Source organism: Pseudomonas sp. LF020 (assembly GCF_053456425.1).
Window position 1 is genome coordinate 114117 of record NZ_JBRFIX010000005.1, and the last position, 21600, is coordinate 135716.

Annotated in this window: 23 protein-coding genes and 4 tRNA genes; 9 read left to right on the forward strand and 18 right to left on the reverse strand. The window is 57.9% G+C overall.

Annotated elements, in window-relative coordinates; all coding sequences use genetic code 11:
• Window positions 1-32: 32 nt before the first annotated feature.
• The 8 genes from lon to ACU680_RS13770 all read right to left on the reverse strand — a co-directional run bounded on the left by lon (window position 33) and on the right by ACU680_RS13770 (window position 6903).
• Complete coding sequence (lon, locus tag ACU680_RS13735) at window positions 33-2429, reverse strand: endopeptidase La (protein ID WP_027614583.1); 2397 nt, start codon at window positions 2427-2429, stop codon at window positions 33-35.
• A 163-nt stretch (window positions 2430-2592) separates the two neighbouring features.
• Window positions 2593-3876, reverse strand: coding sequence for an ATP-dependent Clp protease ATP-binding subunit ClpX (clpX, locus tag ACU680_RS13740; protein ID WP_003223632.1), 1284 nt, complete (start codon window positions 3874-3876; stop codon window positions 2593-2595).
• 112 nt (window positions 3877-3988) lie between these two features.
• Complete coding sequence (clpP, locus tag ACU680_RS13745) at window positions 3989-4624, reverse strand: ATP-dependent Clp endopeptidase proteolytic subunit ClpP (protein WP_007951559.1); 636 nt, start codon at window positions 4622-4624, stop codon at window positions 3989-3991.
• Window positions 4625-4716: 92 nt separating this feature from the next.
• Complete coding sequence (gene tig / locus ACU680_RS13750) at window positions 4717-6027, reverse strand: trigger factor (protein ID WP_007965363.1); 1311 nt, start codon at window positions 6025-6027, stop codon at window positions 4717-4719.
• 397 nt (window positions 6028-6424) lie between these two features.
• Window positions 6425-6500 (reverse strand) — tRNA-His (locus ACU680_RS13755).
• A 76-nt stretch (window positions 6501-6576) separates the two neighbouring features.
• A tRNA-Leu gene (locus ACU680_RS13760) sits at window positions 6577-6661 on the reverse strand.
• Between the two features lie 57 nt (window positions 6662-6718).
• A tRNA-His gene (locus tag ACU680_RS13765) sits at window positions 6719-6794 on the reverse strand.
• A gap of 32 nt (window positions 6795-6826) precedes the next feature.
• Window positions 6827-6903, reverse strand: a tRNA-Arg gene (locus tag ACU680_RS13770).
• 275 nt (window positions 6904-7178) lie between these two features.
• Here ACU680_RS13770 and folD point away from each other — a divergent pair.
• Window positions 7179-8033, forward strand: coding sequence for a bifunctional methylenetetrahydrofolate dehydrogenase/methenyltetrahydrofolate cyclohydrolase FolD (gene folD, locus ACU680_RS13775; protein ID WP_003223627.1), 855 nt, complete (start codon window positions 7179-7181; stop codon window positions 8031-8033).
• Between the two features lie 230 nt (window positions 8034-8263).
• Window positions 8264-9202 carry a D-alanyl-D-alanine endopeptidase gene (gene pbpG, locus ACU680_RS13780; RefSeq protein WP_367084081.1) on the forward strand — a complete coding sequence of 313 codons (939 nt, stop codon included), beginning with the start codon at window positions 8264-8266 and terminating at the stop codon, window positions 9200-9202.
• A gap of 150 nt (window positions 9203-9352) precedes the next feature.
• Here the strand turns inward: pbpG and ACU680_RS13785 are convergent, their stop codons facing one another.
• The 3 genes from ACU680_RS13785 to ACU680_RS13795 form a co-directional block, all read right to left on the reverse strand.
• Window positions 9353-9547 (reverse strand): hypothetical protein, encoded by a 195-nt coding sequence (locus ACU680_RS13785; RefSeq protein ID WP_007965369.1) that lies wholly within the window; start codon window positions 9545-9547, stop codon window positions 9353-9355.
• Window positions 9548-9559: 12 nt separating this feature from the next.
• Entirely contained in the window at window positions 9560-9766 is a 207-nt protein-coding gene (locus ACU680_RS13790; protein WP_007965370.1) for a DUF6021 family protein, read from the reverse strand.
• A gap of 89 nt (window positions 9767-9855) precedes the next feature.
• Window positions 9856-10527, reverse strand: coding sequence for a peptidase C39 family protein (locus ACU680_RS13795; RefSeq protein ID WP_367084080.1), 672 nt, complete (start codon window positions 10525-10527; stop codon window positions 9856-9858).
• Between the two features lie 232 nt (window positions 10528-10759).
• Between ACU680_RS13795 and ACU680_RS13800 the strand changes: the two genes are divergently transcribed.
• Window positions 10760-10927, forward strand: coding sequence for a hypothetical protein (locus ACU680_RS13800; protein ID WP_448179716.1), 168 nt, complete (start codon window positions 10760-10762; stop codon window positions 10925-10927).
• Between the two features lie 197 nt (window positions 10928-11124).
• On the opposite strand, the gene ACU680_RS13805 is transcribed toward ACU680_RS13800, so the two are convergent.
• On the reverse strand, window positions 11125-11874 hold the full coding sequence (locus tag ACU680_RS13805; RefSeq protein WP_367084079.1) for a TerC family protein: 750 nt from the start codon (window positions 11872-11874) through the stop codon (window positions 11125-11127).
• A gap of 29 nt (window positions 11875-11903) precedes the next feature.
• Window positions 11904-12146 carry a hypothetical protein gene (locus ACU680_RS13810; protein WP_007965379.1) on the reverse strand — a complete coding sequence of 81 codons (243 nt, stop codon included), beginning with the start codon at window positions 12144-12146 and terminating at the stop codon, window positions 11904-11906.
• A gap of 229 nt (window positions 12147-12375) precedes the next feature.
• Between ACU680_RS13810 and nhaR the strand changes: the two genes are divergently transcribed.
• Entirely contained in the window at window positions 12376-13275 is a 900-nt protein-coding gene (gene nhaR / locus ACU680_RS13815; RefSeq protein ID WP_007965381.1) for a transcriptional activator NhaR, read from the forward strand.
• On the opposite strand, the gene ACU680_RS13820 is transcribed toward nhaR, so the two are convergent.
• A complete protein-coding gene (locus ACU680_RS13820) occupies window positions 13270-14433 on the reverse strand; it encodes an MFS transporter (protein ID WP_115990233.1) in 1164 nt (387 codons plus the stop codon). The two genes, nhaR and ACU680_RS13820, sit on opposite strands and share 6 nt — an antisense overlap.
• 336 nt (window positions 14434-14769) lie before the next feature.
• Between ACU680_RS13820 and sstT the strand changes: the two genes are divergently transcribed.
• On the forward strand, window positions 14770-16002 hold the full coding sequence (sstT, locus tag ACU680_RS13825) for a serine/threonine transporter SstT (protein ID WP_096795703.1): 1233 nt from the start codon (window positions 14770-14772) through the stop codon (window positions 16000-16002).
• Window positions 16003-16242: 240 nt separating this feature from the next.
• On the opposite strand, the gene ACU680_RS13830 is transcribed toward sstT, so the two are convergent.
• The gene (locus ACU680_RS13830; protein WP_367084077.1) at window positions 16243-16752 is read right to left on the reverse strand and encodes a DUF1993 domain-containing protein; all 510 of its coding nucleotides are present in this window, start codon (window positions 16750-16752) and stop codon (window positions 16243-16245) included.
• A 125-nt stretch (window positions 16753-16877) separates the two neighbouring features.
• On the opposite strand from ACU680_RS13830, the gene ACU680_RS13835 reads away from it, so the two are divergent.
• A complete protein-coding gene (locus tag ACU680_RS13835) occupies window positions 16878-17522 on the forward strand; it encodes a YceH family protein (RefSeq protein ID WP_367084076.1) in 645 nt (214 codons plus the stop codon).
• Between the two features lie 116 nt (window positions 17523-17638).
• Here ACU680_RS13835 and ACU680_RS13840 read toward each other — a convergent pair whose 3' ends face one another.
• Together ACU680_RS13840 and ACU680_RS13845 are read right to left on the reverse strand one after the other, a co-directional pair.
• Window positions 17639-18157, reverse strand: coding sequence for a cupin domain-containing protein (locus tag ACU680_RS13840; RefSeq protein ID WP_367084075.1), 519 nt, complete (start codon window positions 18155-18157; stop codon window positions 17639-17641).
• A 213-nt stretch (window positions 18158-18370) separates the two neighbouring features.
• Window positions 18371-19189: a shikimate 5-dehydrogenase gene (locus ACU680_RS13845; RefSeq protein WP_448179717.1), complete on the reverse strand. Its 819-nt coding sequence runs from the start codon at window positions 19187-19189 to the stop codon at window positions 18371-18373.
• Window positions 19190-19446: 257 nt separating this feature from the next.
• Between ACU680_RS13845 and ACU680_RS13850 the strand changes: the two genes are divergently transcribed.
• From ACU680_RS13850 to ACU680_RS13860, 3 genes are all read left to right on the forward strand, one after another.
• Window positions 19447-19797: a hypothetical protein gene (locus ACU680_RS13850; protein WP_007965394.1), complete on the forward strand. Its 351-nt coding sequence runs from the start codon at window positions 19447-19449 to the stop codon at window positions 19795-19797.
• Between the two features lie 229 nt (window positions 19798-20026).
• Complete coding sequence (locus tag ACU680_RS13855; protein WP_025108897.1) at window positions 20027-20221, forward strand: hypothetical protein; 195 nt, start codon at window positions 20027-20029, stop codon at window positions 20219-20221.
• Window positions 20222-20323: 102 nt separating this feature from the next.
• Window positions 20324-20506, forward strand: a complete 183-nt coding sequence (locus ACU680_RS13860; protein ID WP_003223603.1) for a hypothetical protein — start codon at window positions 20324-20326, stop codon at window positions 20504-20506.
• On the opposite strand, the gene ACU680_RS13865 is transcribed toward ACU680_RS13860, so the two are convergent.
• The gene (locus ACU680_RS13865; RefSeq protein WP_448179718.1) at window positions 20503-21564 is read right to left on the reverse strand and encodes an AI-2E family transporter; all 1062 of its coding nucleotides are present in this window, start codon (window positions 21562-21564) and stop codon (window positions 20503-20505) included. The genes ACU680_RS13860 and ACU680_RS13865 overlap by 4 nt on opposite strands.
• Between the last annotated feature and the right edge of the window lie 36 nt (window positions 21565-21600).

Below are 21600 nucleotides of genomic sequence, written 5' to 3' on the forward strand. Positions count from 1 at the left end.
GCTGTCAAGGAAGCCCCCCAGGCAAAAACGTATTAATGCGTGCTAATTCTTTCCTTTGAATCAGACTCACGTTTTTCGTCCTTGGAAACTATCTCCGGAGCCACATCCGGCAAGGGCTCCGGCGCGTATTGCAGCGCAATTTGCAGGACCTCGTCAATCCATTTAACCGGTTTAATCTGCAGATCCTGCTTGATATTGTCAGGAATCTCCTTCAGATCGCGCACGTTTTCTTCCGGAATAATCACAATCTTGATTCCGCCGCGATGAGCCGCGAGCAGTTTCTCCTTCAGACCGCCAATTGCCAGCACCTGACCCCGCAGAGTGATTTCACCCGTCATGGCGACATCGGCGCGCACCGGGATCCCGGTCAAGGCCGACACCAGAGCCGTGCACATGCCCACACCCGCGCTAGGACCGTCCTTCGGGGTCGCCCCTTCCGGCATGTGAATGTGGGTATCGCGCTTCTCGTGGAAGTCCAGAGGAATGCCCAGGCTCTTGGCACGGCTGCGGACAACCGTCAGCGCGGCAGTGATCGATTCGACCATTACATCGCCCAGCGAACCGGTCTTGATCAACTGACCTTTACCCGGTACCACAGCGGCTTCGATGGTCAGCAATTCGCCGCCCACCTGCGTCCACGCCAGGCCAGTCACCTGACCGATCTGATCCTGTTGCTCTGCCAGACCGTAGCGGAATTTGCGCACGCCGAGGAAGTGCTCCAGCAGATCAGCTGTCACTTTCACCGAGAAACGTTTTTCCAGCGCGTGCTCTTTGACAGCCTTGCGGCAGACCTTGGCGATCTGCCGTTCGAGGCCACGCACACCGGCTTCACGGGTGTAGTAACGGATGATGTCGCGGATCGCTTCTTCATCGAATTCCAGCTCGCCTTTCTTCAGACCGTTGGCGGCGATCTGCTTGGGCGACAGGTACTTGACGGCGATGTTGATCTTTTCGTCTTCGGTGTAGCCCGGCAGACGAATGACTTCCATCCGGTCCAGCAGTGCCGGCGGGATGTTCATCGAGTTCGAGGTGCACAGGAACATCACATCGGACAGGTCGTAATCGACTTCCAGATAGTGATCGTTGAAGTTGTGGTTCTGCTCCGGATCGAGCACTTCCAGCAACGCCGACGCCGGGTCGCCACGCATGTCGCTGCCCATTTTGTCGATTTCATCGAGCAGGAACAGCGGGTTGCGTACGCCCACTTTTGTCATCTTTTGAATCAATCTTCCTGGCATCGAACCGATGTAAGTCCGACGGTGACCACGAATTTCCGCTTCATCACGCACGCCGCCGAGGGCCATACGCACGAATTTTCGGTTGGTCGCATGGGCAATCGACTCCGCCAGCGAAGTTTTACCCACGCCAGGAGGACCGACCAGGCACAACACCGGGCCACGAATCTTTTTCACGCGCTTCTGTACGGCGAGGTATTCAAGGATACGTTCCTTGACCTCTTCGAGGCCGTAGTGATCGGCATCGAGAATGTCTTCAGCACGCGCCAGGTCGAGACGTACCTTGCTTTGTGCCTTCCACGGCACCTGCACCAGCCAGTCGATGTAGGAACGCACCACGGTGGCTTCAGCGGACATCGGCGACATTTGCTTGAGCTTGTTCAGCTCGGCGGTCGCTTTGGCCAGGGCATCTTTCGGCAGGCCGGCAGCATCGATGCGCTTTTTCAGCTCTTCGATTTCGTTGTGACCTTCGTCACCGTCGCCCAGCTCTTTCTGAATGGCCTTCATCTGCTCATTCAGGTAGTACTCGCGCTGGCTGCGCTCCATTTGCTTTTTGACGCGGCCGCGAATGCGTTTTTCGACTTGCAGCAGATCGATTTCGGCATCCAGCAAGGCGAGCACGTGCTCGACCCGGGCCGACAGATCGATGATTTCGAGGATTTCCTGCTTCTGTTCGATCTTCAGCGCCATGTGCGCGGCCATGGTGTCGACCAGACGACCCGGCTCATCGATGCTGTTGAGCGACGACAGGACTTCAGCCGGGACTTTTTTGCCCAGCTGCACATATTGTTCGAACTGCGACAGCAGGCTGCGCACGAACACTTCGGATTCGCGCTCGGCGGCGTCGACTTCATCAATCAGCGAGACCTCGGCGCGACAATGCCCGTCGACTTCGCTGAAGCGCTCTACAGCGCCACGCTGCTCACCTTCGACCAGAACCTTGACGGTGCCGTCCGGCAGCTTCAGCAGCTGCAGCACAGTCGCAATCGTACCTACGCGATAGAGAGCTTCTTCACCGGGATCATCGTCAGCCGGGTTTCTCTGGGCCAGCAGCAGGATCTGCTTGTCGCCCGTCATCGCTGCCTCGAGGGCTTCGATGGATTTCTCGCGCCCCACGAACAGCGGGATAACCATGTGCGGATAAACCACGACATCACGCAATGGCAGGAGAGGCAATTCGATGGTTGTCTTCATGATTTCGCCTCTACGGCGGCCATATGGCCGTAATCAGATGGAATTAAGCTTGAAGCCAAGATGGGGGCTGCCTTGAAAAAAAACAAGCGCAAAGCGGATGTAAAAAACGACATAAAAAAAAAGAGGCCCGAAGGCCCCTTCTTTGTTCCGGCAGTGTGGACGCTTACGCGTCCGGCGCTGCCTTGGCCGTCGGCTCACTGTTTTCGTAGATATACAGTGGCTTGGACTTGCCTTCGATCACACTTTCATCGATGACGACTTTGCTCACCTCGGACTGCGAGGGGATTTCGTACATCGTGTCGAGCAGCACACCTTCGAGAATCGAGCGCAGGCCACGGGCACCGGTTTTACGTTCCAGGGCACGCTTGGCGACCGATTTCAGTGCGTCGGTCCGGAATTCCAGATCCACGCCTTCCATCTCGAACAGCTTGGCATACTGTTTGGTCAGAGCATTTTTCGGCTCGGTAAGGATCTGCATCAGCGCAGCCTCGTCGAGCTCGTCCAGCGTCGCCAGGACCGGCAGACGACCGACAAATTCCGGGATCAGACCGAACTTGACCAGATCGTCAGGCTCGACTTCACGCAGGGATTCACCGACTTTCTTGCCTTCTTCCTTGCTGCGCACTTCTGCGTTGAAACCGATGCCGCCCTTGGTGGAACGGTTTTGAATAACCTTTTCCAGACCGGAGAACGCACCACCGCAGATGAACAGGATGTTACGGGTGTCGACCTGCAGGAATTCCTGCTGCGGATGCTTGCGGCCACCTTGCGGCGGAACGGAAGCGACCGTGCCTTCGATCAACTTGAGCAAGGCCTGCTGCACGCCTTCACCGGAAACATCGCGGGTGATCGACGGGTTGTCGGACTTGCGGGAAATCTTGTCGATTTCGTCGATGTAGACAATGCCCATCTGGGCCTTTTCCACATCGTAATCGCACTTTTGCAGCAGTTTCTGAATGATGTTCTCGACATCTTCACCCACGTAGCCAGCCTCGGTGAGGGTGGTGGCGTCGGCGATGGTGAACGGAACGTTCAGCAAGCGGGCCAGTGTTTCGGCCAGCAGGGTTTTACCGGAGCCTGTCGGGCCGATCAGCAGGATGTTGCTCTTGCCGAGTTCGACGTCGTCAGCCTTCTTGTCACGCTGATTCAGGCGCTTGTAGTGGTTGTACACCGCTACGGCCAGAACCTTTTTCGCACGCTCCTGACCAATTACATACTGGTCAAGGATGCCGCTGATTTCTTTAGGCGAAGGCAATTTATGCGCGCTGCTTTCGGCCTGTGCTTCCTGCACCTCCTCGCGGATGATGTCATTGCACAGGTCGACGCACTCGTCGCAGATAAAGACCGAGGGGCCGGCAATCAATTTGCGCACTTCATGCTGGCTTTTGCCACAGAAGGAGCAATAGAGCAGCTTGCCGTTGTCCTCGCCGTTGCGGGTGTCAGTCATTCGTTCGATCCAAATCCGATAGGCTTGCAACACAAGATGAAGGCTATTGCGGGCTTTTTCAAGCCCGCTGGTGGTCGGACCTGCCGACCCACCTTATTTTGAGCTGCTTATTTTACGCAGGACGCTGGTTGATGACTTCGTCGATCAGTCCGTATTCCTTCGCAGCTTCTGCACTCATGAAGTTGTCGCGGTTGGTGTCGCGCTCGATTTCTTCAAGCGTACGACCGCTGTGCTTGGCCATCAGCGTGTTCAGACGCTCGCGAATGAACAGGATTTCCTTGGCATGGATTTCGATATCCGACGCCTGGCCCTGGAAACCGCCCAGTGGCTGGTGAATCATCACACGCGAGTTCGGCAGGCAGAAACGCTTGCCTGGAGCACCGGCCGTCAGCAGGAATGCACCCATGCTGCACGCCTGACCAATGCAGGTCGTCGATACGTTTGGCTTGATGAACTGCATGGTGTCGTAGATCGACATGCCCGCTGTCACCGAACCGCCCGGGGAGTTGATATAGAGATGGATGTCCTTGTCCGGGTTTTCCGCTTCAAGGAACAGCAATTGCGCACAGATCAGGTTGGCCATGTAGTCCTCTACAGGACCCACCAGAAAGATTACGCGCTCCTTCAGAAGGCGCGAGTAGATGTCATAGGCGCGCTCGCCACGAGCAGATTGCTCGACAACCATCGGGACCAGGCCGCCGGCGGCCTGGATATCAGAGTTCTGCTGAATATACGAATTACGGAACATGCTCTGCAGTCACTCCCAAATAGTTATGTCTTGAATACGCATAAGCCAGCTCGAAGGCTGGCTTATGTGTGTACTTCTTAACGCAAAAACAATCAGTCGGCTTTTGGAGCTTCTACCGGCTTGACCGCTTCTTCGTAAGAGACCGATTTGTCGGTCACGCTAGCTTTCTGCAGAACAGTATCCACAACTTGTTCTTCCAGCACAACCGAACGAACTTCGTTCAGTTGCTGCTCGTTCTTGTAGTACCAGGACACGACCTGCTCAGGTTCCTGATAAGCCGAAGCCATTTCCTGAATCATTTCGCGAACGCGGGCTTCGTCAGGCTTCAGGTCGAACTGCTTGACCACTTCAGCCACGATCAGACCCAGCACTACACGGCGCTTGGCTTGCTCTTCGAACAGCTCGGCCGGCAGTTGGTCAGGCTTGATGTTGCCGCCGAACTGCTGAACAGCCTGCACGCGCAGACGGTCAACTTCGTTGGACAGCAGAGCCTTAGGCACTTCGATCGGGTTGGTGGCCAGCAGACCGTCCATTACCTGATTTTTTACCTTGGATTTGATGGCCTGACGCAGTTCACGCTCCATGTTCTTGCGAACTTCGGTGCGGAAACCGTCGATACCGCTTTCCTTGATGCCGAATTGAGCGAAGAACTCTTCGTTCAGCTCTGGCAGCTTAGGCTCGGACACGGTGTTTACAGTCACGGTGAACTCAGCGGTTTTGCCGGCCAGGTCCAGGTTCTGATAGTCCTCTGGGAAGGTCAGGTTCAGAACGCGCTCTTCGCCCGCTTTGGCGCCAACCAGGCCTTCTTCGAAGCCCGGGATCATGCGACCGGAACCCAGCACCAGTTGAGTGCCTTTGGCCGAACCGCCAGCGAACACTTCGCCGTCAACCTTGCCAACGAAATCGATGTTCAGTTGGTCTTCGTTCTGAGCGGCACGGTCGGTCACTTCAAAACGGGTGTTCTGCTTGCGCAGGATGTCCAGCATCTTGTCCAGATCAGCGTCAGCCACGTCAGCGCTCAGGCGCTCGACAGTGATGCCGTCGAAACCGGCAACGGTGAACTCAGGGAACACTTCGAATACGGCAACGTATTCCAGGTCCTTGCCAGCTTCCAGCGACTTTGGCTCGATCGAAGGCGAACCGGCAGGGTTCAGCTTCTGCTCAACCACAGCTTCGTAGAAGGAGGACTGGATGACATCACCAACAGCTTCCTGACGAGCGTCAGCACCGAAACGGCGCTTGATTTCGCTCATTGGCACTTTGCCTGGACGGAAGCCAGCAATCTTGGCCTTTTGGGCAGTCTGCTGCAGACGCTTGTTGACCTGGCTCTCAATGCGCTCAGCCGGCACGGTGACGCTCATGCGGCGCTCAAGAGCAGTAGTATTTTCAACAGAAACTTGCATGGATATTCCTCGTTGCACAGACGTTAGCCGGCCGTTTCCGACCCCAGAATCAAGGGCATGCATTCTAGTGGGTCAAACTCAAGAAGTCACCCTACTGGAAACGGGTAAAAAAACAGCAGGCCATTTATAGGTGTGAATGCAGCAATGCACTCCACCCCGAAGACGAATAAAGACCATCACGCCAGGGCTCTGTTTCAACCGCTTCTATATATAGAAGAGACCGCGAGCCATCTCCCTGACGGCTGATCCCGTGAACATTGCCGGTGGTCGGCGCAACGGCTGAAAGCCCGTGAACACGACGAACGCCCTGCCCCTGGACCTGAAACCCGACACAACAAACCACAAGCCGTAAAACAAAAAAGGCGCCAGACTGTTAAATCTGGCGCCTTTCGAAATATGGGGTGGACGATGGGGATCGAACCCACGACAACGGGAGTCACAATCCCGTGCTCTACCAACTGAGCTACGCCCACCATATTGCGTCACAAAAAAGCCATTCAACTTCTTTGCTGAACTTCATCAGGCCTGCGGCATGAATGAAGCTTTAATTGGTGCGGATGAAGAGACTCGAACTCTTACGCCTCGCGGCGCTGGAACCTAAATCCAGTGTGTCTACCAATTCCACCACATCCGCAGATGAAGCTTTTAAAGCAAAGGCGCCAGACTGTTACATCTGGCGCCTTTCGAAATATGGGGTGGACGATGGGGATCGAACCCACGACAACGGGAGTCACAATCCCGTGCTCTACCAACTGAGCTACGCCCACCATATCGCGTTACTTGTGCCAAAGCTGCCTAATGGCGCACCCGGCAGGACTCGAACCTGCGACCATCCGCTTAGAAGGCGGATGCTCTATCCAGCTGAGCTACGGGCGCCTTGTTAATCTGCACCCTTGGAGGACTACAAACTAAGTGCTTTCCAGTCTCGCAGAACCGTAATTCCGCTCGACCTTCTTAACCAGTGCTAGGCTGTGCCCGACAAGTGCGACGAATAGTATAGAGCGACCTTAAGGTCGTCAAATCTTTTTTGAAAAAAATTCATTTAATTAAAGGAGTTAGGGGAATTTGCTGACCAAGCGCCTTTGCCCTCACCGCCTGACATGCGAGAATGCGTTCTCTTTTTTTCCCCTCTCGATGGTTAATCACGCGCAATGACTGCACAACTAATCGACGGCAAATCGATCGCCGCCAGCCTGCGCCAGCAGATCGCCCAACGAGTTGCCGAGCGTCGCCAGCAAGGCCTGCGCACTCCCGGCCTCGCGGTGATCCTGGTCGGCAGCGATCCTGCCTCTCAGGTTTATGTCTCGCACAAGCGTAAAGACTGTGAAGAGGTCGGCTTCCTCTCTCAAGCCTACGACCTGCCTTCCGAAACCACTCAAGAAGCGCTGACCGATCTGATCGATCGCCTCAACGACGACCCGGCCATCGACGGCGTGCTGCTGCAACTGCCGCTGCCCGAGCACCTGGACGCCTCCAAACTGCTGGAGCGCATTCGCCCGGACAAAGACGTCGACGGCTTCCATCCTTATAACGTCGGCCGTCTGGCCCAACGCATCCCGCTGCTGCGCCCATGCACCCCGAAGGGCATCATGACCTTGCTGGAAAGCACCGGCGTTGACCTTTATGGTCTCGATGCGGTGGTGGTTGGCGCGTCCAACATCGTCGGTCGCCCGATGGCGATGGAACTGCTGCTGGCCGGTTGCACCGTGACCGTCACCCACCGCTTCACCAAGGATCTGGCCGGCCACGTCGGCCGCGCCGATCTGGTAGTGGTCGCCGCCGGCAAGCCGGGCCTGGTCAAGGGTGAGTGGATCAAGGAAGGCGCGATCGTGATCGACGTCGGCATCAACCGTCAGGACGACGGCAAGCTGGTCGGTGACGTGGTGTACGAAACCGCCCTGCCCCGCGCCGGCTGGATCACTCCGGTACCGGGCGGCGTTGGCCCGATGACCCGTGCCTGCCTGCTGGAAAACACTCTCTACGCCGCAGAAACCCTGCACGCCTGAGGCGTAATTTCAGCAAGAAAAGAACCCCGCCTTGTGCGGGGTTTTTCGTATCTGAGAAAAAACACTAACCGTTCGCCGGAAACCCCTCTTTTTACAGGCCTTTTCACGAGATTTTCAGGTCATTCAAACAACCATCGACAGATCTTCAGCCATACTCCTAGAATGCGACGCTTTGAAGAAATAACCCGTTACAAACTAACGGAATATCCAACCTTTATGAGTTCGCCCGCGTGAAAATTCGTCTTTCGATCCTGAGCCTGATTTTTGCTTTTTCAGGCACGTTCGTCACGCCAACCGTCAACGCCGCTGAAACTACCGCCGCGCCACGCGATGCCTCGCAACTGAAGATCGCCTCCGGCAGCGCCCTGCTCATGGATCTGCAGACCAATAAAGTCATCTATTCGAGCAACCCGGATGTGATCGTACCGATCGCCTCGGTGAGCAAACTGATGACCGGACTGGTGGTGGTTGAAGCGCACCAGAACATGGACGAATGGATCGACGTCGACATCAGCCATACGCCGGAAATGAAAGGCGTGTTCTCCCGAGTCAAACTCAAGAGTGAACTGCCGCGTCGCGAGATGTTGCTGATTGCCCTGATGTCCTCGGAAAACCGCGCGGCCGCCAGCCTGGCGCATCACTATCCAGGCGGCTACGCCGCGTTCATCGCCGCAATGAACGCCAAGGCCAAATCGCTGGGCATGACCAACACGCACTATGTCGAGCCGACCGGGCTGTCTGAACGCAACGTGTCCACCGCCCGCGACTTGAGCAAATTGCTGGTCGCCGCGAGCAAGCATCCGATCCTCAGCGAACTGACCACCACCAAGGAAAAAACCGTAGCGTTCCGCAAACCCAATTACACCCTGGGTTTCCGCAACACCGATCACCTGGTGAACAAGGCTGACTGGGACATCAAGATCACCAAAACAGGCTTTACCAATCCGGCTGGGCACTGTCTGGTACTGGTCACACGAATGGGCAACCGTCCGGTGGCCCTAGTGATTCTCGATGCGTTCGGCAAGTACACGCATTTTGCCGATGCAAGCCGTATTCGCAGCTGGGTGGAAACCGGTCGCAGCGCCAGCGTCCCGGCAGTTGCACAGCAATACAAGGCCGAGAAAAACCTCAAGAATCGCCAGAGCGGCGTGGTCGAAGCCTCCAAGTAACCAGAAAAACCCAATTGTGGTGAGGGAGCTTGCTCCCGCCGGGGCGCGTAGCGGACCTTCTTTTTTAACAAGAGAAGGCCTGCTGCGCAGTCCAGCGGGAGCAAGCTCCCTCGCCACAGAGGTATTCAGCCGTGGTTGAATATCCGTTATTCAATCATTGGGTAGCGGCATTTTGTCGTCATCCGGGATGCCGTCGCCGGCGCCCGGATCTGGCGTCAGCACATTGGGCCGCGCCAACGGATCCCGCAGCGGACTGTCCGGATCCAACACAGGATCCACATCGTCCTCAGGCGTGGTAGGCACGCTGTCCGGTTTTTTATCGTCGAAGCTGGAATCGGTACTCATACGCACCTCACTTCAGGGTTTCAGGTCAGCCAAAGGATCGTAAGGCTTGGCCGGACGTTTACTGTCTTCGCCGGGCTCCACGTCTTTCGGCGCCTTGGCCGGACCGACGGGGTCAACCTGTGGATCGTCGAGGTCCGGCGAATCCGGATCAAAACCCAGATCATGACCGGACGAATGCTCGCTCGAGTGTGGGCCTTTCGGGGATGGGGAATCTGCCATGCTCGCCTCCTGAATCACCCGCACATTCGGGCTCTATCAGTGAGAGACCTGCCGGGCGTGAGGGTGCCCGGCAGATGACGAACGGAGCCTTAATGTGCGGCCAACGCCTTTTTGGCTTGCGCCGCTTCACGTTCCTGCCCGGCCTGCGCCAGCTCATCCGCTGCCGTGAGCCAGCGCTGGCGATCAACCTCGGCGGGAATCTGCGACGGCTTCTGGATCAGTACCGCCCAGCCACCCGACTTTTCGAACGCCGATTCAAAAGAACTGAAGCTCATCAGTTCGCGACGATTCATCCCGGCGCGCAACAGCACCTTCTGTTTCAGCCGGTCGTAACCGGAAAGGATCGCGTAACGCGGTTCAGCCCAGAACGCCGAGCCTTCACTGAAGCGCACCATCACCGGATAACCGGCCGCCACCTGGGTCAACAAGGCTGGCAGGTTCTTGTCCAGCGGATAGACCACCATGCCGTAATCGCGGGCCAGGTTCTGCAGATTCTGTTGCAACTGATCCTGTGCCCCCGGCAGATGCAACGGTTTCTCCAGCAAGCCCGGGGTGATCATGATGCCCTGCTGCGATAACAGGCTGGCCAGCACTTGCGGACCACTCTGATTGGCTTCGCCGCGATAGAACGTGCCGCTGAGTTCCACCCGCTCCGGCAGGCGCTTGACCTGCGGCGCCACGCTGCCCGCACACCCTGCCAACACGGCCGCGCAACCGGCAATCAGCAGCGCCCCTCGCAATCGAGAAAATACCTGCACCATCGTCACTCTCATCAGACGCCGGTCATCGTGTTCCGGCAACGCCTGCGATCATAGGGCGGCGCACGCCTGCGGTATAGCCTTAAACCGCAGACCGATCGATTGCATAGAGCGAACTGATTGGTCATCACCGACCTTTGGTCAATAGTCTGAAACACCCCATTGTCTAGACTGTCACTGAAACAGAGCGAATTGAAAAAGTGAGTGCCCGACGCAGGGCAAAGAGGAGGCACTGATGAGCCTGACCATGACTATCGTAATGCTGATTGCCGGCTGGCTGGCAGTGGCCAGCGCCATGCTGTGGGGCGTGCTGCGTATTGCGCGGCGCCACCATCACCCGGTCGATTCGGCAGCGGCACAAAAACCTGAAAGACAAAGCGCCAGCCACGCGACTGCGCATTGATAGGTCAGTTGATATAAAACCCCTGTAGGAGCTGCCGAAGGCTGCGATCATTTGATCTTCAAAGTCAAAAGATCGCAGCCTTCGGCAGCTCCTACATAAGTCACCAGCCATACGGCATAAGCCATGAGGCATGAGACATAAAGCAAAAAGGCCGGCTGGACTACTGACGTCCAGCCGGCCTTTTGATTTGCTGCAGATTAAGCCTGCTGCGCCAGCTTCTTCTGCTTCGCCCGGCGCGACAGCATGTTCAGCACTTCAATCGCTGCCGAGAATGCCATGGCCGCATACACATACCCTTTCGGTACATGGGCGCCGAAGCCTTCGGCGATCAGCGTCATGCCGATCATGATCAGGAAGCCCAGGGCCAGCATCACCACCGTCGGGTTGTCGTTGATGAACTTGGCCAAAGGCTCAGCCGCAAACAGCATCACCATCACCGAGACCACCACCGCGATCACCATGATCGGCAAGTGCTCAGTCATGCCCACCGCGGTAATGATGCTGTCGATGGAAAACACCATGTCCAGCATCAGGATCTGACCGATCGCGGCAGCAAAGCCCAGGGTCACGGTCGATGTCGCGCTTTTCGGGTCTTCCGGCGCCGGGTCCATGCTGTGATGGATCTCGGTCGTGGCTTTCCACACCAGGAACAGACCACCGGCAATCAGGATCATGTCCTTCCAGGAGAACGCCTGGCCCATGATTTCGAACACCGGGGCAGTCAACTGCACGATGAAGGCAATGGTGCTCAACAGGGCCAGACGCAGAATCAGCGCCATGCCGATACCGATGCGCCGCGCCTTCTGCCGATGCTGCACGGGCAGCTTGTTGGTCAGGATCGAAATAAAGATCAGGTTATCAATGCCGAGCACGATCTCCATCACCACCAGTGTGGCCAAGGCAACCCAGGCGGCGGGGCTGGCGGCGAGTTCTAACAGATATTCCATGGGTCAGTCCTGACTCTTTGTAAGACGGTTTAGATGGTCTTGGAGGAAGATTCGGATTTTTCCGCATCTTTCTCCGGTGTTTCTTTTTTCTCGATCAGGCCGCCAGTGGCGTCGCTGAGCGCCTGCTCTGCCGCTTTATGCGTATCGTCGATTGCCTGTTTGGCGCTCTCGGCCGCCTTGCCCATCAACTGCTGGGCGCTTTTCTCGGCCTGATCGCAACCGGCCATAAGCAGTAAAGACGTAAACATCAGTGCAGGGATTGTGTATTTCATGAGGCTTTCCTTCGAATGAACAGACAGGGTCACAGACCACCCGTCGATGGCTGGGCATTCTAGGGAGACAAACACTTCAGGAAAATTCGTATTTTTAGCGGCTATACTTCGGTTCAAACGAACTATGACAATCAATGTAGGAGCTGCCGAACGCTGCGATCTTTTGATCTTGCTCTAAAAAATCAAAAGATCGCAGCCTGCGGCAGCTCCTACAGGGGGGAGGCGTAGAGTGCTGAATTACCGACAGCTGCATTATTTCTGGGTGGTGGCGAAGACCGGCAGCATCGTGCGTGCCTGCGAGCAACTTAACCTCACGCCGCAGACCATCAGCGGGCAGATATCGCTGCTTGAACAAACGTACGGTATCGAACTGTTTCAACGGGTCGGCCGTCAGCTGGAACTGACCGAAGCCGGGCGCCAGGCCCTGCCCTTCGCCGAACAGATGTTTCAGTTGGGCGGTGAACTGGAGCTGATGCTGCGTGCCCAGCCCAACGAGCAGCAGATCCTGTTCCGCGTCGGCGTGGCGGATGTGGTGCCCAAATCCATCGTCTACCGCCTGATCGCGCCGACCATGGAGCTGCACGAGCCACTGCGCATCACCTGCCGCGAAGACAAACTCGAACGCCTGCTGGCGGATCTGGCGATCCAGCGTCTGGACCTGGTGATATCCGACAGCCCCATGCCGTCGCACCTCGACATCAAGGGCTACAGCCAGAAGCTCGGCGAATGCGGGATCAGTTTCTTCGCCACCGCGCAGTTGGCGGCGCAATACGGGCAGGATTTTCCGCGCAGCCTCAACGGTGCACCGCTGTTGATTCCCGGGGCCGAAACCGTGGTGCGCAGCCGTTTGCAACGCTGGTTCGCCGAGCAGCAGATCCAGCCGCGGATCGTCGGGGAGTTCGATGACAGCGCCCTGATGCAGGCCTTCGGCCAATCGGGCAGCGGGATTTTCATCGGCCCGAGCGTGATTGCCGATGAAGTCAAACGCCAGTACGGCGTCGAAGTGATTGGCCAGACCGACGCGGTGACCGAGTCGTTCTATGCCATTTCGGTGGAGCGCAAGGTCAAGCACCCCGGCATCGTTGCGATTACCGAAGGTGCCCGACGCGAGCTGTTTACCGCGTTATGACGCCTGGACGCACGCTTCGCGCGGCTTGAGCGTCATCAACACCATGGCAAGGAACACCGACAACAAAATGAAACCGGCAGCGGCGAACCCCAGAAAGCCGAGGCCGGCACTGTCGATCACCCGTCCGCCGATCATCGCACCGAGGCCGATCCCGAGGTTGGCCCCGGCGATATTCAGCGAGGCGGCAAAGGCTGGCGCTTCTGGTGCGGCTTTCATCAGCCGTACATGGCTGACCAGAAACAGTGCAGCCTGGGTGATACCCCAGATGCCCATGGCCACCGCCAGCCCCACCGTCGAGTGAATGTTCGGCACCAGCGAGACCATGCCGGCAATCATGAACGCGCAGAACAGCACCGAGGCGCCCAACGGATGACGATCCACCGCACGGCCGCCCAGCGAGTTGCCGATCAGCCCGACCGCACCGAAGCCCATCAGGCACCAGCCAACCACCGTGCCATTGAACCCGGCCAGACGCTCAAGGATGTCGGCCAGATAGGTGTAAGCGGTGAACATGCCGCTGAACACCAGGATCGACAATACGACATGACCGATCATCAGCGGGTTGCGCAGGATCTTGAACTGCGAAGCGAAACTGACCTGATGCTGGTGCAGGCTGGTTTTCGGCAGGTAAACAAACAGCAGCAAGGCCTTGGCGAAAGCGATCACCGCCAGAATCGCGAACGCACTGCGCCAGCCGAACGCATCGGAAATCAACGTGCCCACCGGAATGCCGAACACCGTCGCGCAAACAATGCCGAAGCCGATCTTGGCAATCGCGCGGCCAGCGTGATCCGGGCCGACGATGTCGACTGCGGTCTCACTGGCCAAGGCCCAGAACACCGGCAGGCCGAGCGCCGGAATCAGACGGGCAATGGCCATGACCCAGATGTTCGGCGCCAGCGCCGCAACGGTGTTGGCCAGGCCGAACATGATCAGAATGGTGATGAACAGCTTGCGCCGCTCGAACCGGGCGAAATACGCGGTCAAAAATGGACCGAACATCGCCACCGTGAAAGCGAATAGAGTCACCAGCAAACCCGCCTGCGGAATGGTTACCGCCAGGTCACGGGCAATGGCCGGCAACAGGCCGACGATGACGAATTCTGTGGTCAGCACCGTGAATCCGGCGGCGGACAACAGAAGAATGGGCAACAGCATGAGCAACTCCAGCAAAACGACGACACCAGCGATGACCGAAAGGCCCGCTGGCAGACTATGAAGATGAGGATGGTGAATCTTAACAGAGTGTTTCCGGACTGACTTGCACAAACCTGCCGACTTGCCGATCTATCCGGTGGCAGATCGTCACAGGCCTGAAGGATAACGCCTACGCTGTGATAAAGTCCGCGCCCTGAAAAACGTACACCCTATTCAGCGGCCTGTTTAACAGCGTTGATGGCGCGTCAGCCTTTTCGGTTCGTGCCGGTGATCTGCCCCCGATGTATCACCGGTTTCACGCAACCTTGCACCCTATAAAAAATCAGAGATGCCGTTATGACCGCTTCATCCCCTTCTCTATTGCAACGCCTGAAAAACCTCAGCCTGGTCACGCAGATCCTGATCGGCCTGATTGCCGGTATCGCCTTGGCGCTGTTCGCTCCGGAAGCGGCGAAAGGCTCCGCATTCATCGGCAAGGTGTTTGTCTCGGCGCTGAAAGCCGTGGCGCCGATTCTGGTGTTCGTGCTGGTGATGGCGTCGATTGCCAACCACAAGCACGGTCAGGAAACCCACATCCGGCCGATTCTGTTTCTGTACCTGCTCGGTACCTTTGCTGCGGCGGTGGTCGCGGTTGTCGCCAGCATGGCGTTTCCCTCGCATCTGGTGCTGTCCACCGACAACGTCGCGGTGACCGCGCCGGGCGGGATCACTGAAGTCTTGCAGAGCCTGCTGTTGAGCGTGGTCGATAATCCGGTCAGCGCCCTGATGAACGCCAACTTCATCGGCATTCTGGCCTGGGCGATCGGCATGGGCGTCGCGATTCGCCACGCCGGTGACACCACCCGCGAAGTGGTTGGCGATCTGTCCAACGGCGTGACGCTGATCGTGCGCGTGGTGATTCGCTTCGCACCTCTGGGCATTTTCGGTCTGGTGGCCTCGACGCTCGCGACCTCGGGCTTCGGCGCACTGATCGGTTACGCGCACCTGCTCGGCGTACTGCTGGGCTGCATGCTGTTCGTCGCGCTGGTGATGAACCCGCTGATCGTGTTCTGGAAACTGCGTCGCAACCCGTACCCGCTGACCCTCAAGTGCCTGCGCGAAAGCGGCATCACCGCGTTCTTCACCCGCAGCTCGGCGGCGAACATTCCGGTCAACCTGGAACTGAGTAAACGTCTGGGCCTGCACGAAGACACCTACTCGGTATCGATCCCATTGGGCGCAACCATCAACATGGCCGGCGCAGCGATCACCATCACCGTACTGACCCTGGCAGCGGTACACACGCTGGGGATTGCCGTGGACATCCCGACCGCGATCCTGCTCAGCGTCGTCGCGGCGATCTGCGCCTGTGGCGCGTCGGGCGTGGCCGGCGGTTCGCTGCTGCTGATTCCGCTGGCGTGCAGCCTGTTCGGCATCCCGAGCGAGATTGCCATGCAGGTGGTGGCGGTTGGTTTCATCATTGGTGTGCTGCAGGATTCGGCGGAGACTGCGCTGAATTCGTCCACTGACGTGCTGTTCACCGCAGCGGCTTGCCTGGGTGAAGAAGCGAAAGCCCAGCGCACTGCGTAACAATTGCTGCAATGAAAAGCCCGCCAAGGAGTGAACCTTGGCGGGCTTTTTTGTGGCTGAGATCTTTCCCTCCTCACCCCAACCCTCTCCCCCAAGGGGGCGAGGGGGAAAGGGAGCCGATCTTTGTCGCATTCAAGTCTTGAGTTCGACTCGATAGATCAGGTCGGCGTATCTCGAACAAACAACGCGATCAGTCCCCTCTCCCCTTGGGAGAGGGCTAGGGTGAGGGCTTCTAACGATTTAGTACGCGCCCATGTAATCGCGTTTGCCCACTTCAACACCGTTATGACGCAGCAGGTCATAGGCAGTGGTCACGTGGAAGAAGAACTGCGGCAGACCGTAGCTCAGCAGGTAGGCCTGGCCGCTGAAGCGCTTCTCTTTCGGCGTGCCCGGACGGGTCACGATCTCGATGCCTTCCTTGCCGTTGATCTGCTCCGGCTTGATCTCGCCGATGTAGGCCAGGACCTTGGCGATCAGCGCCTGCAGCTCGGTGAAGGTAGTTTCGGTGTCGTCATATTTCGGGATTTCGACTTCGGCCAGACGCGAGGACACGCCTTTGGCGAAGTCGACCGCGATCTGCACCTGACGCACCAGCGGGAACATGTCCGGGTACAGGCGCGCTTGCAGGAAGGCGTTCGGGTCGATGTTTTTTTCGGTGGCGTGGGCTTCAGCCTTTTTCAGGACATCGCTCAGGGCGTTGAGCATTTGTTGAAAAACCGGGACGGATGCGGCGTACAGGGAAATGGTCATGGCAGTCTCGTGTAGTGGCTGGGTGGAACGTGGAGGCGATTATAGCCATGCTTGATGACCACACGGCTTGCCTTTTGTTAGCCAAGGATTAGGCTAGGCGCCTTCGACTGCTGAGGGAACGCGCGATGACCACCGAACTAGCAACCACCACCGACGAACCACGGCTCAACGCCACGGAAATCCGCATTCTGGGTGCGTTGATCGAAAAACAGGCCACCAGCCCGGAAACCTATCCGCTGACCCTTAATGCGCTGGTGCTGGCCTGCAATCAGAAAACCAGCCGCGAACCGGTGATGAACCTGACTCAAGGTCAGGTTGGCCAAAGCTTGCGAGCGCTGGAAAGCCACGGTTACGCGAAACTGGTCATGGGCAGTCGCGCTGATCGCTGGGAGCACAAGCTCGACAAGGCGCTGGAGCTGGTGCCGGCCCAGGTCATTCTCACCGGTTTGATGTTCCTGCGTGGCCCACAAACGGTGAATGAGCTGCTGACCCGCAGTGGCCGCATGCATGATTTCGAAGATGCCGAGCAGGTGGTGCATCAGCTCGAGCGCTTGATCGCGCGTGGGCTGGCGGTTTTGATTCCCCGTCAGGCCGGTCAGCGTGAAGACCGCTACACCCATGCACTGAGCGATCCGGCAGATATCGAGGCGATCCTGGCGGCGCGGCAGAATCCTGGAGAGCGCGCGACCAGCGGTGTGTCAGTTGAACGCATCGAAGAACTGGAAGCACGGATTGCCGCACTGGAAGAGCGTCTGGCGCGCCTCGAATAATCACCACAATACCTTGTAGGAGTGAGCCTGCTCGCGATTGCGCCGGTTCATTCAGAATTTCAGTGCCTGACAGACCGCCATCGCGAGCAGGCTCACTCCTACATGAGATCTACGGGTTATTCACCATCCCAGTAATCCACCCCATCCGCCTGCCGCGCCACGGCAACAAAGCCTGACGCATTGCCTTGGGCATCGACCTTGAAGTTGTCCATCACCGCGTATTTGTTGGAGTCCGGGTATTCGCAGATATCCGGTTGCTGCTGGGTGCTGACCGCCAGATAACGCAACTCGGCATCGCTGGTGTTGATGATCTGGTGCGCCATTTCCGGGCCACCCGGCGGGCAGGCAATCACATCACCCGCGCGGATCGCAAAGCGCTCTGCGCCCAACCGTACTTCGCCCTCGCCGGCTACGACATAGAACATCTCTTCATTGACCCGATGGCTGTGAAACGGGCTGCCACGCATGCCGGGTGGCAACGCGTACAAGCGGTAACCCAGCTTCTGCGCGCCAAGCTGCTGGCCGATGCGCGCCAGGCGCTGCTGGTAGCGACCGGCGGCTTCGCCTTCCGGGGCAAGGGCTTCGGGCAGGGGTTCGAGTTCGACCTGGTGCAGGTTGAGGATGGGCGGATGCATGGGGAGCCTCGATCAGGTTTTTTGTGAGGGGCAAGTCTGGGCTTGCTGGGGCTGCAGTATAGGTAAGCCGATAAACCGAGTTGAATTCATCGCTGGCAAGCCAGCTCCCACAGGATCTGGGGTTGCTCACCTGGTTGTGTTGCAACCTGATATCTGTGGGAGCTGGCTTGCCAGCGATAGGGCCAACTCATTCAACACATACAGTCCTGAACATCAACTGCGGGCGAAATTCACCGCTGCCGCAAACTGCTCTTCATTTGGCCGCACTCCGGTGTACAGCACAAATTGCTCCAGCGCCTGGATCGCAATCACCTCCAGCCCGGTGATGACCTTTTTACCTTCGGCTCGCCCGCGCACGATCAGCGGCGTTTCCGACGGGATCGCCACCACATCGAACACGGTGTCGGCGGCCTTGATCACTTCTGGTTCGAACGCCAGTTGCCCGGCTTCCGGCCCGCCGTCCATGCCCACCGGGGTGACATTGATCAGCATCTGCGGTCGCTCTTCGCCGAGCTCCGCCTGCCAGCGATAGCCCAGCGAATCGGCCAATGCGCGCCCGGCGCGCTCGTTACGCGCAACGATCAAGCCGTTCTTGTAGCCACCATCGCGCAAGGCACTGGCCACCGCTTTGGCCATGCCGCCGCTGCCGCGCAGGGCGAACGTCGTATCCTTTGGCACCGCGTGGGTTTCCAGCAATTGCGCGATGGCGATGTAATCGGTGTTGTAGGCCTTGAGATGGCCGTTGGTGTTGACGATGGTGTTGATCGACTGGATCGCGGCTGCCGACGCATCCAGCTCATCGACCAGCGCGATGCACGCTTCCTTGAACGGCATCGACACGCCACAACCACGAATCCCCAGCGCACGAATTCCGCCGACGGCTCCCGGCAGATCCTGGCTGCTGAACGCCTTGTAATAGAAGTTCAGGCCCAACTGCTCGTACAAATGGTTATGAAAGCGCAGACCGAAATTCCCCGGGCGCCCGGACAGGGACATGCACAGTTGGGTGTCTTTGTTGGGATTCATCTGCATGAAACTTCTCCTTCAAAACGGACTTTCGGATGGACGGAGTTAGCCATTCCATCGGGTTCTGGACGATCATAAGCGCCTGTCTGCAACGGGCCGCGACCCCCTTTGACCGACCGGTAAAGAAGCCGGTACAGACCTTACACAAAATTTACCCAGCGGCTGTGCTGATTTTCAGAATTTCGCTGTCATAGAAGTATCCCCGCGACAACTTTGGGCCTGGTGCAGGCCCGGACGCCGGGTCGAAGAACCGAGGAATTATCATGATTCGTAAACTCCCCATCGTGGCCTTGTTGATTGGTGCATTCGCTATCACAGGTCAGGCAGAAGCCCACGGCGGTGGCTGGCAGGGTCCGGCAGTGTTTGGTGCGATCGTCGGCTCGGCCATCATCGGCTCGGCATTGATCAATCAGGACCGGCCGGTCTACGTGCAACAGCCTGTTTACGCTCAACCGGCACCGGTTTATGTGCAACAACCGCCGCCACCGGTCTACTACCAGCCGGCCCCGGTCTACGTGCAACAACCTGTCTACGTGCCTGGCCCGGTCTACTACGGCCCACCACGCGGCTACTATGGCCGGCCACACGGCTACTACGGTGGTCCGCGCTGGTAATCGCAACCAACAAGCCCCGCTTTATAGCGGGGCTTTTTTATGACCGTCGGTCGGGCAAAGTCTGAAAAAATCTCGCCAAGGTCGCTGTGAGGACAGTCCCGGCAGCTAAAGTCGGCATGATGGACTTGACCGTCGGGGGCAAAACACAAAACGGTCATCCATTTGTCATGACGGAACCGCAATCTGAATCCGTCCGTAAACAACAGGTTGATAAAAACAAGGACGACCCATGCCTACACAGAATCCGCACCGCATCGTCGGCCTGTGCACTTCAAGCAAGGTGTACAGCGCGCTGACTGAACTGAAACACCTGGAAGGCCACCGCTGCGCCAAGTTTCTTTCGCTGCTGGCGGAGAATCTCGTGCACAAGGGCCTGCTCAATGAGCGTGAAGTGGTGCACATGCTCGACCAGGTTGTCGACTGACACAGTCCTCACTGTGATCAATGACCACTATCGAAAGCGTTGATTGTCCCTGAGCGCAGCGAATCCCTAAGGTAGCTCCACAGATTGATGGAGGTACTTGTCATGGCTCAGGTTCAAATCATGTCGGTGGTCGGCAGCGCCGTTCCCGCATCGCTCCGAGCGTCGGGATTGCTCGCCTGCTGGTATCTGGTGCGCGATGGCGAGCCGATCAGCGGCCCGCTCACTTCACTGCCCGCAGCGCAGGCCCTGTCGCAGAAAATCGTCAGCACGCCATTCCACGCTTAAGGCAACTGGACCTTCGGTTTGGTCTCGATGAACAGCGCCCAGCTCGACATGAACAGCGCCGCGATCAGCGGCCCGATCACGAAACCGTTGAGGCCGAACACTGCGAGGCCGCCGAGGGTCGAGATCAGGATCATGTAATCCGGCATGCGCGTGTCCTTGCCGACCAGGATCGGGCGCAGCACGTTGTCCACCAAGCCGATCACAAACACCCCGAACAGCCCCAGCACCACGCCCTGCCAGATCATCCCGCTGAGCAGGAAGTACACCGCCACCGGTGCCCAGACGATCCCCGCGCCCACCGCCGGCAACAGTGACAGAAAGCCCATCAGCACCGCCCAGAGCAACGCGCTGGGAATGTCGAGAAACCAGAAAATCACCCCGCCCAGTGCCCCTTGAGTGACCGCCACCACCAGGTTGCCCTTGACCGTCGCGCGGACCACCCGATTGAATTTCAACTGCAAACGGCGTTTGTGATTCTCTTCCAGCGGTACTGCGGTGCGAATCTTGCGCACCAGTTCAGCGCCATCGCGCAGGAAGAAAAACAGCAGGTACAGCATGATGCCGAAGCTGACCACGAACTCGAACGTACCCTGGCCGAAACTGAACGCCTGGCTGGCCAGCACCTGGCTGCCCTGCATCGACGCCTTGACGATTTTCTCGCGCAGGCCGTTGAGTTCACCCATGCCAAAGCGATCGAGCAGATGTTGAAAGTACGGGGGCAGACTGTGTTTGAACTGCGCCAGATAGGCACCGATGTCGAGTTGGCCGCTTTCGATGTTGTTGTACAGCGTCGCGCCTTCCTGGACCAACAGCACGCTGAGGATGATCACCGGCAGAATCGCGATGACCAGGCAGATGCCCAACGTGCAAAGCGCTGTCAGGTTGCGCTGCCAGCCGAATTTGATCTGTAACTTGCGCTGCATCGGCGCAAACAGAATGCCGAGAATCACCGCCCAGAACACCGCGCCGTAGAACGGCAGCAGAATCCAGATGAAGGCGACCGTCACCAGCAACAACAGCACGGTGAGGGATTTGAATTGCAGGGTTTTTTCGTTCATGTCCGATCCATGTCAGTCAGGCGTCTCGCACGCCCC

Excerpts from the sequence above, each read along its gene's own strand:
- ACU680_RS13845 (WP_448179717.1), bottom strand. The coding sequence starts at position 19,189 with ATGCAGATGAATCCCAACAAAGACACCCAACTGTGCATGTCCCTGTCC.
- ACU680_RS13830 (WP_367084077.1), bottom strand. The coding sequence starts at position 16,752 with ATGACCATTTCCCTGTACGCCGCATCCGTCCCGGTTTTTCAACAAATG.
- ACU680_RS13865 (WP_448179718.1), bottom strand. The coding sequence starts at position 21,564 with ATGAACGAAAAAACCCTGCAATTCAAATCCCTCACCGTGCTGTTGTTG.
- folD (WP_003223627.1), top strand. The coding sequence starts at position 7,179 with ATGACTGCACAACTAATCGACGGCAAATCGATCGCCGCCAGCCTGCGC.
- ACU680_RS13855 (WP_025108897.1), top strand. The coding sequence starts at position 20,027 with ATGCCTACACAGAATCCGCACCGCATCGTCGGCCTGTGCACTTCAAGC.
- clpX (WP_003223632.1), bottom strand. The coding sequence starts at position 3,876 with ATGACTGACACCCGCAACGGCGAGGACAACGGCAAGCTGCTCTATTGC.
- ACU680_RS13805 (WP_367084079.1), bottom strand. The coding sequence starts at position 11,874 with ATGGAATATCTGTTAGAACTCGCCGCCAGCCCCGCCGCCTGGGTTGCC.
- clpP (WP_007951559.1), bottom strand. The coding sequence starts at position 4,624 with ATGTTCCGTAATTCGTATATTCAGCAGAACTCTGATATCCAGGCCGCC.
- ACU680_RS13835 (WP_367084076.1), top strand. The coding sequence starts at position 16,878 with ATGACCACCGAACTAGCAACCACCACCGACGAACCACGGCTCAACGCC.
- ACU680_RS13860 (WP_003223603.1), top strand. The coding sequence starts at position 20,324 with ATGGCTCAGGTTCAAATCATGTCGGTGGTCGGCAGCGCCGTTCCCGCA.
- ACU680_RS13850 (WP_007965394.1), top strand. The coding sequence starts at position 19,447 with ATGATTCGTAAACTCCCCATCGTGGCCTTGTTGATTGGTGCATTCGCT.
- sstT (WP_096795703.1), top strand. The coding sequence starts at position 14,770 with ATGACCGCTTCATCCCCTTCTCTATTGCAACGCCTGAAAAACCTCAGC.
- ACU680_RS13820 (WP_115990233.1), bottom strand. The coding sequence starts at position 14,433 with ATGCTGTTGCCCATTCTTCTGTTGTCCGCCGCCGGATTCACGGTGCTG.
- ACU680_RS13790 (WP_007965370.1), bottom strand. The coding sequence starts at position 9,766 with ATGGCAGATTCCCCATCCCCGAAAGGCCCACACTCGAGCGAGCATTCG.
- ACU680_RS13840 (WP_367084075.1), bottom strand. The coding sequence starts at position 18,157 with ATGCATCCGCCCATCCTCAACCTGCACCAGGTCGAACTCGAACCCCTG.
- tig (WP_007965363.1), bottom strand. The coding sequence starts at position 6,027 with ATGCAAGTTTCTGTTGAAAATACTACTGCTCTTGAGCGCCGCATGAGC.
- lon (WP_027614583.1), bottom strand. The coding sequence starts at position 2,429 with ATGAAGACAACCATCGAATTGCCTCTCCTGCCATTGCGTGATGTCGTG.
- ACU680_RS13795 (WP_367084080.1), bottom strand. The coding sequence starts at position 10,527 with ATGGTGCAGGTATTTTCTCGATTGCGAGGGGCGCTGCTGATTGCCGGT.
- ACU680_RS13800 (WP_448179716.1), top strand. The coding sequence starts at position 10,760 with ATGAGCCTGACCATGACTATCGTAATGCTGATTGCCGGCTGGCTGGCA.
- ACU680_RS13810 (WP_007965379.1), bottom strand. The coding sequence starts at position 12,146 with ATGAAATACACAATCCCTGCACTGATGTTTACGTCTTTACTGCTTATG.
- ACU680_RS13785 (WP_007965369.1), bottom strand. The coding sequence starts at position 9,547 with ATGAGTACCGATTCCAGCTTCGACGATAAAAAACCGGACAGCGTGCCT.